The sequence below is a fragment of the Leifsonia sp. CL147 genome, from assembly GCF_900114565.1.
Lineage (GTDB): Bacteria > Actinomycetota > Actinomycetes > Actinomycetales > Microbacteriaceae > Leifsonia.
In genome coordinates this window covers 1-14,777 of sequence record NZ_FOTM01000018.1, presented here as the reverse complement: position 1 = coordinate 14,777, position 14,777 = coordinate 1, and the positions used below count along the sequence as shown (strand labels likewise).

Sequence of the window (14,777 nt, the reverse complement as noted above, 5' to 3'; positions counted from 1 at the left end):
CCAGGCTACGGCCGCACGCCGACACGCGGATGGGTCGTGACGGCGAGCGCCCGATCCACCGCCTCCAGAGGGAAAGTCTCGCCCACCTGCTCCGCGAAGGGGTAGCTCCGCCAGTTCTGGACCAGGAACGCGACCGCCTGCTCCAGGTGCCGGGGCGCGTAGTTGTGGACGCCGCGGATCGTGAGCAGCCGCCGCACCAGCTGCTCGGGCACGATGCCGGGTTCCGGTCCCGGCGAGACCGAGCCGACGAGCACGAGCACGCCGCCGACGTCGATGGCGCCGAGCAGCGACCGGACCGCTGCTGGGTTGCCGGAGAGCTCCAGTGCGACGGTCGGCGCAGGCACGCGGCCGCCCACCTTGGCGAGGACGGCGGCGAGACCGGTCGGCGAGCCGGCGGCGGCAGAGGGGTCGGCGACACCCGATGCGCCGAACGCGAGCACGGCATCCCGCCGCTCGGGAAGGGGGTCGCTGACCACGACCCGGGCGCCCGCCTCGACGGCCATCGCAGCGGCGGTGAGGCCGAGCATCCCGGCTCCGGCGATCAGCACGAGGGCGCCGTCGAGCGGGACGATCTCACCCGCCGCTTCGAGGGCCGCCGCCACCGTCGCGGTGCCGCACGACGCCGGCGCGAGCACCTCCGCCGGGATGTCCTCGGGGACGCGGACCAGCGGTGTCCCGTCGAGGATGTGCGTGTGGGTCGCGAAGCCGCCCGACAGCTCCCAGCCGCGCCGCATCCGCTCGTGGCCGTACTTCTGGAGGCTGAGGCACCTCTGCGGGAGCCCGCGACGGCAGCGGGCGCAGCGGCCGCAGGGCACCGCGACCGACCACACCACCCGCTCCCCGAGCGACACCCGCTGCCCGTCCGTCGTCCTGGCGCCGCCGCGGCCGAGCGCGATCACGCGCCCGACCTGCTCGTGGCCGAGAACCAGCGGCGCGGGCGCCTGCCGATGGCCGAGCACCGTGTGGATGTCGGAGCCGCACACGGTCGCCAGCTCCACCTCCACCAGAACGTCCCCCGGTGCCAGCCGCACCCCCGGAACGGCGACGGCTTCGTGGGCGTGCCCTTCGCCCGGCCACACCATCGCTGTGGCCGACGGGTAGACGCTCACGCCCATCCCCAGTCTCGCGGGCGGCTCGACGACGCGCGGAGTCACCGCTCTGATCGTCACCGGGCGCCGGCCACGGCGAGATCGTCCTGCTTGCCCATGCGGAGCCTCCCCTGCGTGCGCTTCGACAGCGGCGTTCCGTCAGGCTAGGAGCCGGGTGCGACGGCGCGCGCAACTGTCGGTAACGCGCGGGTGAACGGAGGGCGGACTGCGGGTGCCGCGCGCGAGTCGATGACCTGTTGCACTTTCCCCACGACCGGCGCACAATTGCAGCATGGCCACTGGCGACAACACCCGCGAGTTCGATCCCGACATCGTCACCGACTTCCGGGAGCGGATGTCGTACGGCTCGTACCTGGATCTGGACACGCTGCTGAGCGCTCAACGACCGGTGAGCCGCCCCGAGCATCACGACGAGCTGCTGTTCATCATCCAGCACCAGACCACCGAGCTCTGGCTCAAGCTCGTGCTGCACGAGCTCGAGTCCGCGCGGGACCTGCTGCGTTCCGACGACCTCTCCCCGGCCCTCAAGCGGATCGCCCGGGTCAAGCACATCCAGCGCACCCTGACGGAGCAGTGGTCCGTCCTGGCGACGCTCACGCCGACGGAGTACGCCGAGTTCCGCGGCTTCCTCGGCAACTCCTCCGGGTTCCAGTCGTACCAGTACCGGGCCGTGGAGTTCGTGCTCGGCAACAAGAACCGCCGCATGCTCAGCGTGTTCGAGAGCGACCCGGCTGCGCATGCGCTGCTCGCGGAGCTGCTGGAGGCGCCGAGCGTCTACGACGAGTTCCTGCGCTACCTGGCCCGCGCGGGCTTCGCCGTGCCCACGTCTCTGCTGGAACGCGACGTCACGCAGGCGCACGTGTTCACGCCGGAACTGGTCCCCGTCTTCCGCGAGATCTACGAGAACGCGAACGAGCACTGGCGCGAGTACGAGGCCTGCGAGGAGTTCGTCGACCTGGAGGACAACTTCCAGCTCTGGCGTTTCCGTCACCTGAAGACCGTGCAGCGCACCATCGGGATGAAGTCGGGCACAGGCGGATCCACCGGAGCCGCCTTCCTGCAGAAGGCGCTCGATCTCACCTTCTTCCCCGAGCTCTACGCCGTCCGGACGGAGATCGGATCGCCCGCGTGAGCGATCCGGCCGACACCTCCTTCACCGTCGACGCGGTCTGGAACGGGCACCGCTTCCTCGGCCCCACCACCTTCTACAGCGACGGCGAGCTCCTCCATCCCATCGATGGCCCGCCCCCGGCGACCGGACACAGCGGACGCGCCGGCCACTCCGGCGGGGCCCACCACCGAATCGGCGGCACCCTCTTCCCCCGCCTCACCGACCACCACACGCACCTCGGGCTCACCGACCAGCACGCACTCTTCACCGGCGGCATCACGCACGCGATCGACCTCGGCTGGGTGCCCGCTGTCGCCGCCGGCTGGCTGGCCGACGAGCGGACGCGACCCTCGGTCGCCATTGCAGGCTCGCTCATCACGTGCCGGGGCGGCTACCCGGTCGCTGCCGGGTGGGGGCCGCCGGGCTCCTCGGCGGAAGTGGGCGGCGAGCGCGAGGCGCGCCTGGCCGTACGGGAGAACATCATGCTGGGAGCCTCTCGCATCAAGGTCACCCTCAACACCGAGGCCGGCGAAACGGTGGATGACCGGGTTCTCCACAGCATTGTGAGCGAATCGCACGCGCGTGGCGTCCCGGTGACCGTTCACGTCCAGGGCGACGGCCAGACGGCCCGTGCCGTGCGCGCCGGAGCGGATCAGCTCGCCCACGCGCCGTTCACCGAGCGGCTCGACGACGACCTCATCGCCGAGAGCGTCCGTCGCGGGATGAGCTGGGTCAGCACCCTCGACATCCACGGCTGGGGCGCGCCGACGGAGCAGCACCGAATCGCCTCCGGCAACCTCGGGCGCTTCGCCCGGGCAGGCGGCCGCGTCCTCTACGGCACGGACCTCGGCAACGGCCCGCTCCCCGTCGGCGTCAACGCCCGGGAGCTGCGCGGGATGCTCGACGCGGGCATCCACCCGGACGCCGTCCTGCGCTCGATCGCCGGCCTCCGCCGGGCCGACGACGAGCACGCACCCACCGTCGGTCCGCGGCTGGCGTGGGTCAGCGCGCCGCCGCCCGCAGGCCCGGACGCCATCCCGGACTGGCTCGCGACCGCTCGCGGCCTCACCGTCCGGCAGCTGACCGCCCTGGCCGACGGCGACGGCGACGCCGCCGACAACGACGACGGCGCCGACGCCCGCGACCGCAGCCCGCACCCCGACCCCGACCCCGACCCCGACCCTGGCCCCAGCCCCGACCCCGACCCCGGAACCACCCCGCACCCGCCAACCCGCCTCTCCCCCTCCGAGGACACCGCATGACCGACTTCGACACCGCCCCTCCCGCCGCTCTCGCGCCCGACCCGCTCACCGCCGCGCGCGCCCTCGACGCGTCCGACCCGCTCGCCCGCTTCCGCACGCGTTTCGCCGGCATCGACGACGACGGCTCGGCCGTCACCGCCTACTTCGACGGGAACTCGCTCGGCCGGCCGACGCGCGCGAGCGTGGACCGCATCCACCGTTTCCTCCTCGAGGGATGGGGTGGCCGCCTGATCCGCGGCTGGGACGAGGAGTGGATGGACCTGCCGTTCACGATCGGCGACGAGCTGGGCCGCGGCGCACTCGGCGCCGCTCCCGGGCAGACGTTCATCGGCGATTCCACGACCGTCCTCCTCTACAAGCTCGCACGCGCTGCAGTGGACGGGCTCCCCGAGCGCAGCGAGATCGTGCTCGACACCGGCAACTTCCCGACCGACCGCTACGTCCTCGACGGCATCGCCCGCGAGCGCGGGCTGCGGCTGGTCTGGATCGAGGCGGACACCGAGGCCGGCGTGACGCCCGAGCAGGTCGCCGCGGCCGTCGGTCCGCAGACGGCACTCGTCGTGCTGAGCCACGTCGCGTACCGGTCCGGCTTCCTGGCGGACCTGCCCGCGATCACCCGGATCGTCCACGACGCGGGTGCGCTCGTGCTCTGGGACCTGTGCCACTCCGCCGGCTCCGTGCCGGTCGACCTGGATGCCGCGGATGTCGACCTGGCCGTCGGCTGCACCTACAAGTACCTGAACGGCGGACCCGGCTCGCCGGCCTTCGGCTACGTGAACGCGCGGCTCGTCAAGCACCTGAGCCAGCCCATCCAGGGGTGGATGGGCGCCCGGGACGTCTTCCTGATGGGACCCGAGTACGTGCCGGCCGACGACCTCCGCCGGTTCCTCAGCGGCACTCCGCCGATCGTCGGGATGCTGGCGATGCGCGACACGATCGCGATGATCGAGGAGGCCGGGATCGAGGCGGTCCGCGCCAAGTCGGTGGCGCTGACCGAGTTCGCCGTCGCCCTCGCCGACGCGTGGCTCACTCCCCTCGGCGTGACGCTCGCCAGTCCGCGCGAGCCGGACCGCCGCGGCGGCCACATCACCCTCGGCCACCCGGCCATGCGGGACGTCACCTCCGTACTGTGGCAGCGCGACGTCATCCCGGACTACCGCGATCCCGACGGCCTGCGGATCGGCCTCTCACCGCTCAGCACCAGCTTCGAGGAGCTCTGCACCGGGATGGGCGCCGTCCGCGACGTGCTCGGCGAGCTCGCGCATGACTGATACCGCGGCAGCCCGGACGGTCGCGCGGACGCACCCGGAGTCGGCCGCCCGCGACGACCTCGAGGCGGGCAGCGGCAGCGCGACCGCGCTCCTGCGCACCGTGGTGGGCAGCGTCCTCCGCCCGATCGGCGGCTGGATGAGCGCGGCCGGCGCGGTCCGCCTGATGGATGGGCTGGGCGTCCCGTCGGCGACGGCCCGGTCGAGCCTTGCCCGCCTGTGCTCGCGCGGAGTCCTGCGCCGCGAGCCGCGCGAGGGGACCGCGGGCTACGCACTCGATCCGGCCGCCGTTCCCATGCTGGAGCGCGGAGACCGGCGGATCTTCGGCGACCGCGTGGAGGCGTCCCGCTGGGTGCTCGTGTCGCTGTCGTTCCCGGAGCGCAGCCGCAGCGACCGCGACCGTCTGCGCCGGCGGCTGGCCGCGCTGGGCTGCGGGACCGTGGCGGACGGCCTGTGGATCGCGCCCTCGGCTCTCGAGGACGAGCTGGCCGAGGCTGTGTCGGCGATCGCAGACACGAGCGACTCGGCCGCAGAGCGCGGTCGGGGAGGCACCTTCCGCGCGAGCGAGGCGGCTGTCGCCCTCTTCGCCGACGCCTCCCCGCGCGGCGACCTGGCCACCGGCCTCGCCCGCTGGTACGACCTGCCGGCCATCCGAGCCGCCCACGAGTCCTTCCTCTCCCACTTCGCCGACGCGCCCCGGCCCGACGCACCCGGACCCGACGACGACGCGCAGGCGTTCGCCGTGTGGATGCGCGCTCTCGACGAGTGGCGCGTCATCCCCTACCGGGACCCCGGCCTCCCCTCCGCCGCACTCGCCCCGGACTGGCCGGGCGCCGCCTCCGCCGCCCTCTTCCAGCGGCTGCGCAGGGACCTCGAGGCGCGCGCCGTCGCCCACGCGGCCTCCGTCGCCACCTCGGACCGCGTCCCCGCCACCACACGGTAGAATCGACCCCGAACCCCCACCCTGACGCCCGAGTGAGCGGAGTATCCCCGTGCCGACGATCATTGTTGAAGTGATGCCCAAGGCTGAGCTGCTCGACCCTCAGGGGAAGGCCGTCGCCGGAGCGCTCGCACGCACCGGCCGAGGCCGGGTGACCGGGGTCCGCGTGGGCAAGCGCTTCGAGCTGACCGTCGACGGCCCCATCGACGACGCGGTGCGCGCGACGGTCGAGGAGATCGCGGGCGAGATCCTCTCCAACTCCGTCATCGAAGACGTGGTCGGCATCCACTATCCGGCGGAGGTCGACGCTTGATGCGCATCGGCGTCATCACCTTCCCGGGCTCGCTCGACGATCGCGACGCGCTGCGCGCCGTCCGCATCGCGGGAGCGGAGCCGGTCGCGCTGTGGCACGGCGAGCACGACCTGCACGGTGTGGACGCTCTCGTGCTGCCCGGCGGCTTCAGCTACGGCGACTACCTCCGCTGCGGCGCCATCGCCTCGCTCTCCCCGATCATGACCGAGGTCGTGGATGCGGCGCAGAAGGGGATGCCCGTGCTCGGCATCTGCAACGGCTTCCAGATGCTCGCCGAGGCGCACCTCCTCGCCGGCGGTCTGATCCGCAACGACCACGGCAACTTCGTCCGCCGCGACCAGCACCTCACGGTCGAGAACACGCAGACCCCGTGGACCAGCGGCTTCGAGCAGGGCCAGGAGATCGTCATCCCGCTGAAGAACGGCGAGGGCGGCTTCATCGCGTCGCCCGCAGAGCTGGAACGGCTCGAGGGCGAGGGACTGGTCGCATTCCGCTACACGGACGTGAACCCGAACGGCTCGCTCAACGACATCGCGGGCGTACGGAACGAGCGCGGCAACGTGGTCGGCCTCATGCCGCATCCCGAGCACGCCGTCGAGCCCGGCTTCGGCCCCGACACGCGTCACGCCATGCGCTCGGGCACCGACGGCCTGACGTTCTTCAGCTCGGTGATCCGCTCGGCCCTCGTCGAGGCGTAACTACTTCGGGGCCGCCGTGCGCGGCTTCTTCTCCTTCGGAGGCATCCGGCCGACCTGCTCGAGCGCGACGCCGATCCACTCCCGGAGGCGGTCGGGGTCGTCCTTCCATTCTTCCGGCAGCGAGACGTAACCACCCATGGGACGCTCGGCCGGTCCGTAGGGTCCGGCGCCCTCCACCGCGAGCAGTTCGGCGCGCACGGCTTCGTCGGGGAGGCGGACCCCGATGCTGTCCCCGAAGAGCCCCGCGAACATATTGCCGTTCACGAACGCGCCGAGGTTCGCGAACATCGGCTTGACCTGGACACCGGGCGCATCGGGCACGAGCGTCCGGAACAGCTCCTGGGTCTCCTGCGAGGGTCGGGGGATGTGCATGGCGTGGCCTCCTGGCGCTCAGGCTAGCCCCGCATCGGCGCTCTGCGCGACCGATTGGGAACCGCGAGAGAGTTCCTGGACACTTCATAGATGTGAGGGGAATCCAGATGGATGAGGCGAGCGTGCTCGAACGCGTGCGCGGCGGTGACGCCGATGCGTTCGGCGAGCTGTTCGACCTGCATCACGACCGTGTGTTCCGCCAGGCGATCCGGCTGACGTCGTCGCTGCACGACGCCGAGGATGTGACCGCCGTCGTCTTCCTGGAGGCGTGGCGCCGCCGCGACGCGATGCGCGTGGTGAACGACTCCGTCGTGGCGTGGCTGCTGGTCACGACGAACTTCGTGTTCCGGAACTACGCGCGAGCCTCCCGCCGCTACCGGGACGGGCTGCAGCAGCTCCCCCCGCCCGAGAATGCGCCCGACCACGCGGACGTCGTGGACGACCGGATCGACCGCGACTCCCGCCGGGCCGCGCTGCGCACGGCGCTCGCCTCGCTCCCGCGACGCGACCAGGACATCCTGACCCTCTGTGTGCTCGAAGAGCTGAGCATGGCCGACGCCGCCGCGGCGCTCGGCGTCGCACCCGGCACCGTCAAGTCGCGGCTCTCCCGCGCGAAGGCGCGCCTCACCGAACTCCTGCAACAGGAGCCGACCCAGACGAACGGAGGAGAGCGATGAGCGACCAGCCCACCTTCGACCCGCGCCGCAAGGCCGCCATCCGCGACCTGGTCGTGACGAACGCAGCGGCGACGCCCGGCCGCGCCGGCGGACGGAAGCGCACCGCGCTCATCGTCACGCTCGTGCTCCTCGCCGTCAGCATCTCCGGCGGCACGGTCGCGTACGCTCTCGGCACCGGCCTGCTCGACCCGAAGCCGGTCGCCGTCCCGACCGAGACGGCCACGCCGACCGCCAGTGAGACACCAACGCCGACACCCACTCCGACGCCGGAGCCGACCGTCGCGGTGCCCAGTGAGGATCCCACGGACCCCAGCACCTGGGTTCTCGGGTTCGATCAGGTGGCCGGCGTCCACGTCGGTCAGTCAGTTTCTGCGGTCGCAGCGGCGGCCGGCTTGGTTCCGGTCGACGACACCGTCGATTGCCCGCCCGGGTTCTGGAACGTGACGGGCGCGGACACGGTGGTCGGCATCAGCCTGCTCGAGGCGGAAAAACGCGGGTCGGCCGTACCGGATCCGACGTTGACCTACGCGGCCTTCTCGCTCCGTGATCCGTCCGAGCAGGTCGTTGCGGCCTCCCCGTCCACCGCGGCCGGTATCCGTCTCGGCTCGCCCGAGAGCGACCTCCTCTCCGCGTACCCGGACATCCAGAAGACCCACTCGAAGTACGACGAAACCATGGGCTACACGACGTACGCGGTCGGGCCGGAGTCGGGCCGGTACCTCGTCTTCCAGGTCGCTGCGACACCATCCGGCGCCCGCACGGTGATCCGCATGCAGTCATCGACCGACGACGGCGTCGTCGACCTGTGCGACTGATGGGCCGTCCTACGGGGCCACGACCGTTCCCCCGCGGGAGCGACCCGGCCTGACCCACCGCGCAGCCCGGTAGACTGGACTCCTCCCCCGCCAGCCCCGCAAAGCCTGGAGTGCCCGCGTGACCGACACCACCACCGCGCATGTCGTCGACACTGTCGCGAACGCCATCGAGACGCCGGAGCGGGAGCAGCCGTACGGCGCGCTCGGGCTCAAGGACGACGAATACGCGCGCATCCGCGAGATCCTTGGCCGCCGCCCCACCAGCGGCGAACTGGCCATGTACTCGGTGATGTGGTCGGAGCACTGCTCCTACAAGTCGTCGAAGGTCTACCTGCGCCAGTTCGGCCAGAAGGTCACCCCCGCGATGACCAAGAACCTCATGGTCGGCATGGGCGAGAACGCCGGCGTGGTGGATGTCGGCGAGGGCTGGGCGGTCACCTTCAAGGTGGAGTCGCACAACCACCCCTCCTACATCGAGCCGTTCCAGGGCGCCGCGACCGGTGTCGGCGGCATCGTCCGCGACATCATCTCGATGGGCGCCCGTCCCGTCGCCGTGATGGACCAGCTGCGCTTCGGCGCCATCGACCATCCCGACACGGCCCGCGTCGTGCACGGCGTTGTCTCGGGCATCTCGTTCTACGGCAACTGCCTGGGCCTGCCGAACATCGGCGGCGAGACGTACTTCGACCCGGTATACCAGGGCAACCCGCTCGTCAACGCGCTGTCGGTCGGCGTACTCCGCCACGAGGACCTGCACCTCGCGAACGCCTCGGGCGCGGGCAACAAGGTCGTGCTGTTCGGCGCACGCACCGGCGGCGACGGGATCGGCGGGGCCAGCATCCTCGCCTCCGACACGTTCTCCGCGGGCGGCCCGACCAAGCGCCCGGCCGTCCAGGTGGGCGACCCGTTCGCCGAGAAGGTGCTCATCGAGTGCTGCCTGGAGCTGTTCCGCGACAAGCTGGTCGAGGGCATCCAGGATCTGGGCGCCGCCGGCATCTCGTGCGCCACCAGCGAGCTGGCCTCCAACGGCGACGGCGGGATGTTCGTCGAGCTCGACAAGGTCCTGCTGCGCGACCCTTCGCTCACGGCCGAGGAGATCCTCATGTCGGAGAGCCAGGAGCGCATGATGGCGGTCGTCAAGCCTGAGCTGCTCGACGCGTTCCTCGCCGTGACCGCCAAGTGGGATGTGGAGTCCAGCGTCCTCGGCGAGGTCACCGGGACCGGCCGCCTCGTCATCAACTGGAAGGGCGAGGAGATCGTCAACGTCGACCCCCGCACGGTCGCGGTCGACGGTCCCGTCTACGAGCGACCCGTGGCCTACCCGACGTGGATCGACGCCCTCCAGGACGACACCGCCTCCGTCCTGCCCCGGCCCGCCTCCGGCGACGAGCTGCGGGAGCAGACGCTCGCGCTGCTCGGCAGCGCCAACCTCGCGGACAAGGGCTGGATCACCGACCAGTACGACTACTTCGTCGGCGGCAACACCGCGCTCTCCTTCCCCGACGACGCCGGAATGATCCGCGTCGACGAGGAGTCGGGCCTCGGCTTCGCCATCGCGACCGACGCCAACGGCCGCTACTGCCAGCTCGACCCCAGGCAGGGCGCGAAGCTGGCGCTCGCCGAGGCGTATCGCAACGTCGCCGCCTCCGGCGCCGTACCCGTCGCCGTCACCGACTGCCTGAACTTCGGCAGCCCGGAGAACCCCGAGGTCATGTGGCAGTTCTCGCAGGCCGTCGAGGGTCTCTCCGACGCCTGCCTGGAGCTGGAGATCCCGGTCACCGGCGGCAACGTGTCCTTCTACAACCAGACCGGCGACACCCCGATCTTCCCGACCCCGGTGGTCGGTGTGCTCGGCGTGATCGACGACGTCGCCCGGCGCATCCCGAGCGGCTGGCAGGACGAGGGCGAGAACATCTACCTGCTCGGCACCACCCGCGAGGAGCTCGACGGCTCGGCGTGGGCGGGCACCATCCACGGTCACCTCGGCGGGCGCCCTCCGGCGGTCGACCTGGCCGGGGAGCGGTCCCTGGCCGAGACCCTGCACGCGGGTGCGGTCGAAGGGCTGATCTCGTCCGCGCACGACCTCGCCGACGGTGGGCTGGCCCAGGCCCTCGCCGAGAGCGTCATGCGCTTCGGCGTCGGAGCGCGGGTCTGGCTGACCGAGATCGAAGAGCGCGACGGCGTGGATGCGGCGACCGCCCTGTTCTCGGAGTCGACCGCGCGGGTCATCGTCTCCGTCCCGCGGGAGGACGACGTGAAGTTCCGTGGTCTGTGCGCCGGCCGCGGCATCCCGGCCCTCCGCATCGGCGTGACGGACGCCGAGGTCGGGTCCCAGCCCGTCCTCGAGGTGCAGGACCTCTTCACCATCGGCGTCGAGGAGCTCCGCGGCGTCCACCGCTCCACCCTCCCCGAGCACTTCGGACCCACCGTCGCCTGACCCGCTCGCCTTCCCGCCGGGAGCGCTCAGGAACGATACGGTGTGGGCATGACCCGTGCCCGCACCGACGCACTGCCGGTGCGTCCGCTGCTGTCCTGGCGGGCTCGTCGCGCGGTGTCCGTCACCGCCGTCGTGCTGCTCGTCCTGCTCATCCTCGCCAGCTTCGCCGCATCCACGCCCTGGCCGTCCGCCCTGGTGATCCGCAGCGTCTTCGCGAAGGGCGCCGCCGAGACCGTTGCCGAGATGCAGCCGTACGTCCCCACGAGCGGGGTCAGCGCGCAGACCGGGCTGCGGTATGCGGCCGGCTCGCCGGACACCACCTTCGACGTGTTCCGTCCGACGACAGCCCCTGGACCGCTCCCCACCGTCGTCTGGATCCACGGCGGAGCCTGGATCTCCGGAGCCAGCCAGGATGTGGACCCGTACCTCCGCATCCTCGCCGCCCAGGGCTTCACCACCGTCGCCCTCAACTACACGGTCGGACCGGAGGCGACCTACCCGACCGCGGTCCGCCAGCTCAACGAGGCGCTCGCGTTCCTCGACGCGCACGCCGACACCCTGGGCATCGACCGCTCGCGCATCGTCCTGGCCGGCGACTCCGCCGGCTCGCAGCTGGCCAGCCAGCTGGCCGTGATGACGACGAGCCCCGAGTACGCGCACCTGCTCGGGATGACGCCCGCGCTGCAGCCGGATCAGCTGTCCGCCGTCGTCCTCAACTGCGGCGTCTACGACCTGAACGCCCTCTCCGACCTCACCGGGCTCTTCTCCTGGGGCTTCAAAACCGCGCTCTGGGCGTACAGCGGCACCAAGGACTGGTCGCAGACCTACGTCGGCTCGACCATGTCGACCATCCAGCACGTCACCCCCGCCTTCCCGCCCACCTACATCTCGGGAGGAAACGGCGACGGACTCACCTGGACGCAGTCCGTGCCGATGGCGGCGACACTGCGAGCCAAGGGAGTGGAGGTGACCGAGCTGTTCTGGCCGGCCGACCACCAGCCGGCGCTGCCGCACGAGTACCAGTTCCACCTGCACTTCACCGAGGCGCACCAGGCGCTGCAGGCGACGCTCGCCTTCCTGCGGGAGCACACGTCCCGCTAGCGCGAGGCGGCCGTGGGGGCACTTTCCCCAGTCTGGGGGTGATTTTGTGCGGAGCTGTTCCGGTGGGTAGACGGGCGGGTCCATACTCGCGGGGTGGTTGAGATGTTCTCAAGTGGGGGTTCCTCAACCGGTTGCCTTTAGTCCACCGTGCAGCCTTTTTCGGGGTTCCGGTGTTTGTGCCCGATTGCCTCTGGCCGGCGTGTGACCTGCGACAATCCGCTCTCCTTCTGTGTGTTGTTGCGCGCGTATTTTCGAGGTCATTCGCATGGAGAACCCGTCGGCGGTCCGCCGTTTCTCTCTCGTATTCAAGACGGCGACGATCGCTGCGACCGCAGCGGTGGTGCTGGCATTGCTCACCGTTTCACCGGCGGAAGCCGCCCTCCCACCGGGTCCCGCAACAACCGGGCAGACCGGCGCCCGCCCGAACGCGACCCGGTGGAACTTTGCGGTGACGGATCGGGTGTCGGCGTCGGTGGATGTGGGTACCGGGAACCTGATGGTGGCCACCAAGGGCCTGGACCTGCCGGGGATCTCCGGCTCTGTGTCGATCGGGGCGACATTCAACTCGCTCGCGGGCACCACGGGGTCTACGAGCACGATCTATGCGAACAATTGGTCGTACGGGTTCGGCGGTGCCGGCTCGTTGAGTTCGGTGAGCGGCGGGGTGGTCTACACCGCCGGTGACGGCGCCGCGTGGCTGTTCACCCCGGTCACCGGGTCAACGACCGCTTTCACCACACCGGCCGGGTTGAAGGCCGACCTGGTGAAGGGCACCAGCACGTACACGTTGACCCAGCGCGACACCCGCCGGGTGGTCACCTTCGATCTGAACGGCAACGCTCTCTCGGTCGCTGACCGGAACGCGAACGCGACCACCATGTGCTACTCACTGTCGCCGTGCAGCAACACGACCGGGCCGTACACGACGCCACCGCTGGCCGTGCAATCCCCGGCCGGCGCGGGGACCGCACCACTCGCCACCCTGTCCTACAACTCGTCGACATTGACGTTCGGGATCACGCAGTCCAACGGGTCCTCGACCCGCACGATCCAGTACATCAAGGACTCCAGCTCCAACCTGACAACCTTCGTCGACGCGACGGGGAAGACCACCACGTTCGGATACACGTCAGGGAAGCTGACCTCGATCACATCCCCGACGGGCGCGGTGACGAACTTCAGCTACGACAGCAGCTCGGGGAAGCTGATCGAGGTGGATCAATTGAACACCACCTCGGGATCCCCGGGAACCTCGACCACCCGGTTCGCGTACACCTCTGCCACTCAGACGTTGGTGGCACAGCCGGACACGTCCACCTCGAGCGGGGTCTCGTCGGTCCCGCACATCACCTACACGATCGACTCCAGCCAGCGGGTGACACAGACCGTCGATGAGCAGAGCCGGCAGCGGGCCAAGACGTACACGGCGAACTTTGACACAGCCTCCTTCACCTCCGGCACCGGCACCACCGCCGGCACCACCACCAACACATGGGGCGCCAACAGCGGCCAGTCGATGACCAAGACCCAGTCCCCCGGCGGTGCCGCGGATCAGGCCGCTTACGGCAACAGCAGCCCGGCGACGCAGTTCCTGCCCTCCACGACCACGGATGATGCCGGCCGAACCACGAACTACACCTATAACGGCCCAGGGAACCCGCTCACCACCGCCCAGGGCAGCCCCACCGCAACCGCGACACTGACCTACAACAGCGACGGAACCGTAGCGACCGCGCTTGCGCCAGGGAACGGCACCAACACGACCTCGTACGGGTACACCAGCCACCAGCTGACCGGGATCACCCCGGTCACCGGCACCAGCCTGGCCGGCCGCACGATCGGGTACGACGACTTCGCCCGGGTGAAGACCGCGACCGATGGGCGCGGGAACACCACCACCTACGGGTACGACAAGGACGACCGGGTCACCTCGACCACGTTCTCCGATGGCACCCACTCGGTGGTGAACACCTACGACGATGCCGGGAAGCTTCTGACGTCGGTGGATGCCAATGGCACCATCACGAACACGTATGACCAGCTCGAGCGGCTGATCTCCACCGTGAACACCGCCGGCGGCGGCACCGAAACCTACAGCTACGACAAGGCCTCGAACCTGATCACCACCACCGACGGATTCGGCACCACCACCAACAGCTACGACACCTCCAACGCGCTCACCAGCACGAAGTACCCGCACAACGGGTCCTTCCAGTACCTCTACTACACGACCGATGACCAGGGCCGCCGCACCGACACCTACCTGCAATCGGACTCGACCAAGACCTACTGGCAAGGCCACACCCACTACAGCTACGACCCCTCCGGCCGGATCACCAACGTGAAGCGCCCCAGGTTTGATGCCGCATCCTTTTGAGTTGGAAGGATGTATGTCATGCCGAAGAAGATCGATCCCGCGTTGCGTGAGCGTGCGGTGCGGCTGGTGCGGGAGCACCGGCCGGAGTATCCGTCGCTCACGGCCGCGTCAGCGGCCGTGGCCCGCCAGGTCGGTGTCGGCCACGAGTCCGTGCGCCGGTGGGTGCTGCAAGCCGATATCGACGATGGCACCCGCGACGGTGTCACGAGCGTCGAGCACGCCGAGATCAAGCGGCTCAAGGCGGAGAACAAGCGGCTCCGTGAGGACGTCGCGATCTTGAAGGCGGCGACGAGTTTC

At 70.5% G+C, this 14,777-nt stretch carries 13 protein-coding genes and 1 pseudogene; 12 read left to right on the top strand and 2 right to left on the bottom strand.

The genetic code is table 11. From position 1 onward, the window contains the following. Positions 1-5: 5 nt before the first annotated feature. The gene (locus tag BM287_RS14185) at positions 6-1,154 is read right to left on the bottom strand and encodes an alcohol dehydrogenase catalytic domain-containing protein (RefSeq protein WP_244528316.1); all 1,149 of its coding nucleotides are present in this window, start codon (positions 1,152-1,154) and stop codon (positions 6-8) included. 226 nt (positions 1,155-1,380) lie between these two features. Here BM287_RS14185 and kynA point away from each other — a divergent pair, with 226 nt between their 5' ends. The 6 genes from kynA to purQ are packed head-to-tail and all read left to right on the top strand — an operon-like array spanning position 1,381 to position 6,701. Further along, positions 1,381-2,241 carry a tryptophan 2,3-dioxygenase gene (gene kynA, locus BM287_RS14180; protein WP_090040759.1) on the top strand — a complete coding sequence of 287 codons (861 nt, stop codon included), beginning with the start codon at positions 1,381-1,383 and terminating at the stop codon, positions 2,239-2,241. Beyond that, entirely contained in the window at positions 2,238-3,482 is a 1,245-nt protein-coding gene (locus tag BM287_RS14175; RefSeq protein ID WP_244528314.1) for an amidohydrolase family protein, read from the top strand. The genes kynA and BM287_RS14175 overlap by 4 nt, the downstream gene beginning before the upstream one ends. Beyond that, the gene (locus tag BM287_RS14170) at positions 3,479-4,753 is read left to right on the top strand and encodes a kynureninase (protein WP_090040761.1); all 1,275 of its coding nucleotides are present in this window, start codon (positions 3,479-3,481) and stop codon (positions 4,751-4,753) included. Before BM287_RS14175 ends, BM287_RS14170 begins: the two co-directional genes overlap by 4 nt. Beyond that, positions 4,746-5,693, top strand: a complete 948-nt coding sequence (locus BM287_RS14165) for a PaaX family transcriptional regulator (RefSeq protein WP_090040763.1) — start codon at positions 4,746-4,748, stop codon at positions 5,691-5,693. Before BM287_RS14170 ends, BM287_RS14165 begins: the two co-directional genes overlap by 8 nt. Before the next feature lie 49 nt (positions 5,694-5,742). Next, complete coding sequence (gene purS, locus BM287_RS14160) at positions 5,743-6,003, top strand: phosphoribosylformylglycinamidine synthase subunit PurS (RefSeq protein ID WP_170857564.1); 261 nt, start codon at positions 5,743-5,745, stop codon at positions 6,001-6,003. Beyond that, positions 6,003-6,701, top strand: a complete 699-nt coding sequence (gene purQ, locus BM287_RS14155; RefSeq protein ID WP_090040766.1) for a phosphoribosylformylglycinamidine synthase subunit PurQ — start codon at positions 6,003-6,005, stop codon at positions 6,699-6,701. The genes purS and purQ overlap by 1 nt, the downstream gene beginning before the upstream one ends. Here purQ and BM287_RS14150 read toward each other — a convergent pair whose 3' ends face one another. Beyond that, complete coding sequence (locus tag BM287_RS14150; protein ID WP_090040769.1) at positions 6,702-7,073, bottom strand: TfoX/Sxy family protein; 372 nt, start codon at positions 7,071-7,073, stop codon at positions 6,702-6,704. A gap of 107 nt (positions 7,074-7,180) precedes the next feature. On the opposite strand from BM287_RS14150, the gene BM287_RS14145 reads away from it, so the two are divergent. The 6 genes and pseudogenes from BM287_RS14145 to BM287_RS14120 all read left to right on the top strand — a co-directional run. Beyond that, positions 7,181-7,750 (top strand): RNA polymerase sigma factor, encoded by a 570-nt coding sequence (locus BM287_RS14145; RefSeq protein WP_244528312.1) that lies wholly within the window; start codon positions 7,181-7,183, stop codon positions 7,748-7,750. Continuing rightward, positions 7,747-8,565, top strand: coding sequence for a hypothetical protein (locus BM287_RS18225; RefSeq protein WP_090040771.1), 819 nt, complete (start codon positions 7,747-7,749; stop codon positions 8,563-8,565). The genes BM287_RS14145 and BM287_RS18225 overlap by 4 nt, the downstream gene beginning before the upstream one ends. 118 nt (positions 8,566-8,683) lie before the next feature. After that, a complete protein-coding gene (gene purL / locus BM287_RS14135; RefSeq protein WP_090040773.1) occupies positions 8,684-11,002 on the top strand; it encodes a phosphoribosylformylglycinamidine synthase subunit PurL in 2,319 nt (772 codons plus the stop codon). A gap of 48 nt (positions 11,003-11,050) precedes the next feature. Next, on the top strand, positions 11,051-12,103 hold the full coding sequence (locus tag BM287_RS14130; protein ID WP_090040775.1) for an alpha/beta hydrolase: 1,053 nt from the start codon (positions 11,051-11,053) through the stop codon (positions 12,101-12,103). Between the two features lie 265 nt (positions 12,104-12,368). Further along, positions 12,369-14,480, top strand: a complete 2,112-nt coding sequence (locus BM287_RS14125; RefSeq protein ID WP_090040777.1) for an RHS repeat domain-containing protein — start codon at positions 12,369-12,371, stop codon at positions 14,478-14,480. Positions 14,481-14,498: 18 nt separating this feature from the next. Then, positions 14,499-14,777, top strand: a pseudogene (locus BM287_RS14120) (IS3 family transposase); the annotation flags it as partial.

What these genes read in the sequence shown, in the direction of transcription:
- BM287_RS14170 (WP_090040761.1), top strand. Translation starts at nt 3,479, where the DNA reads ATGACCGACTTCGACACCGCCCCTCCCGCCGCTCTCGCGCCCGACCCG.
- BM287_RS14150 (WP_090040769.1), bottom strand. Translation starts at nt 7,073, where the DNA reads ATGCACATCCCCCGACCCTCGCAGGAGACCCAGGAGCTGTTCCGGACG.
- BM287_RS14130 (WP_090040775.1), top strand. Translation starts at nt 11,051, where the DNA reads ATGACCCGTGCCCGCACCGACGCACTGCCGGTGCGTCCGCTGCTGTCC.
- BM287_RS14145 (WP_244528312.1), top strand. Translation starts at nt 7,181, where the DNA reads ATGGATGAGGCGAGCGTGCTCGAACGCGTGCGCGGCGGTGACGCCGAT.
- kynA (WP_090040759.1), top strand. Translation starts at nt 1,381, where the DNA reads ATGGCCACTGGCGACAACACCCGCGAGTTCGATCCCGACATCGTCACC.
- BM287_RS14165 (WP_090040763.1), top strand. Translation starts at nt 4,746, where the DNA reads ATGACTGATACCGCGGCAGCCCGGACGGTCGCGCGGACGCACCCGGAG.
- BM287_RS14125 (WP_090040777.1), top strand. Translation starts at nt 12,369, where the DNA reads ATGGAGAACCCGTCGGCGGTCCGCCGTTTCTCTCTCGTATTCAAGACG.
- BM287_RS18225 (WP_090040771.1), top strand. Translation starts at nt 7,747, where the DNA reads ATGAGCGACCAGCCCACCTTCGACCCGCGCCGCAAGGCCGCCATCCGC.
- purQ (WP_090040766.1), top strand. Translation starts at nt 6,003, where the DNA reads ATGCGCATCGGCGTCATCACCTTCCCGGGCTCGCTCGACGATCGCGAC.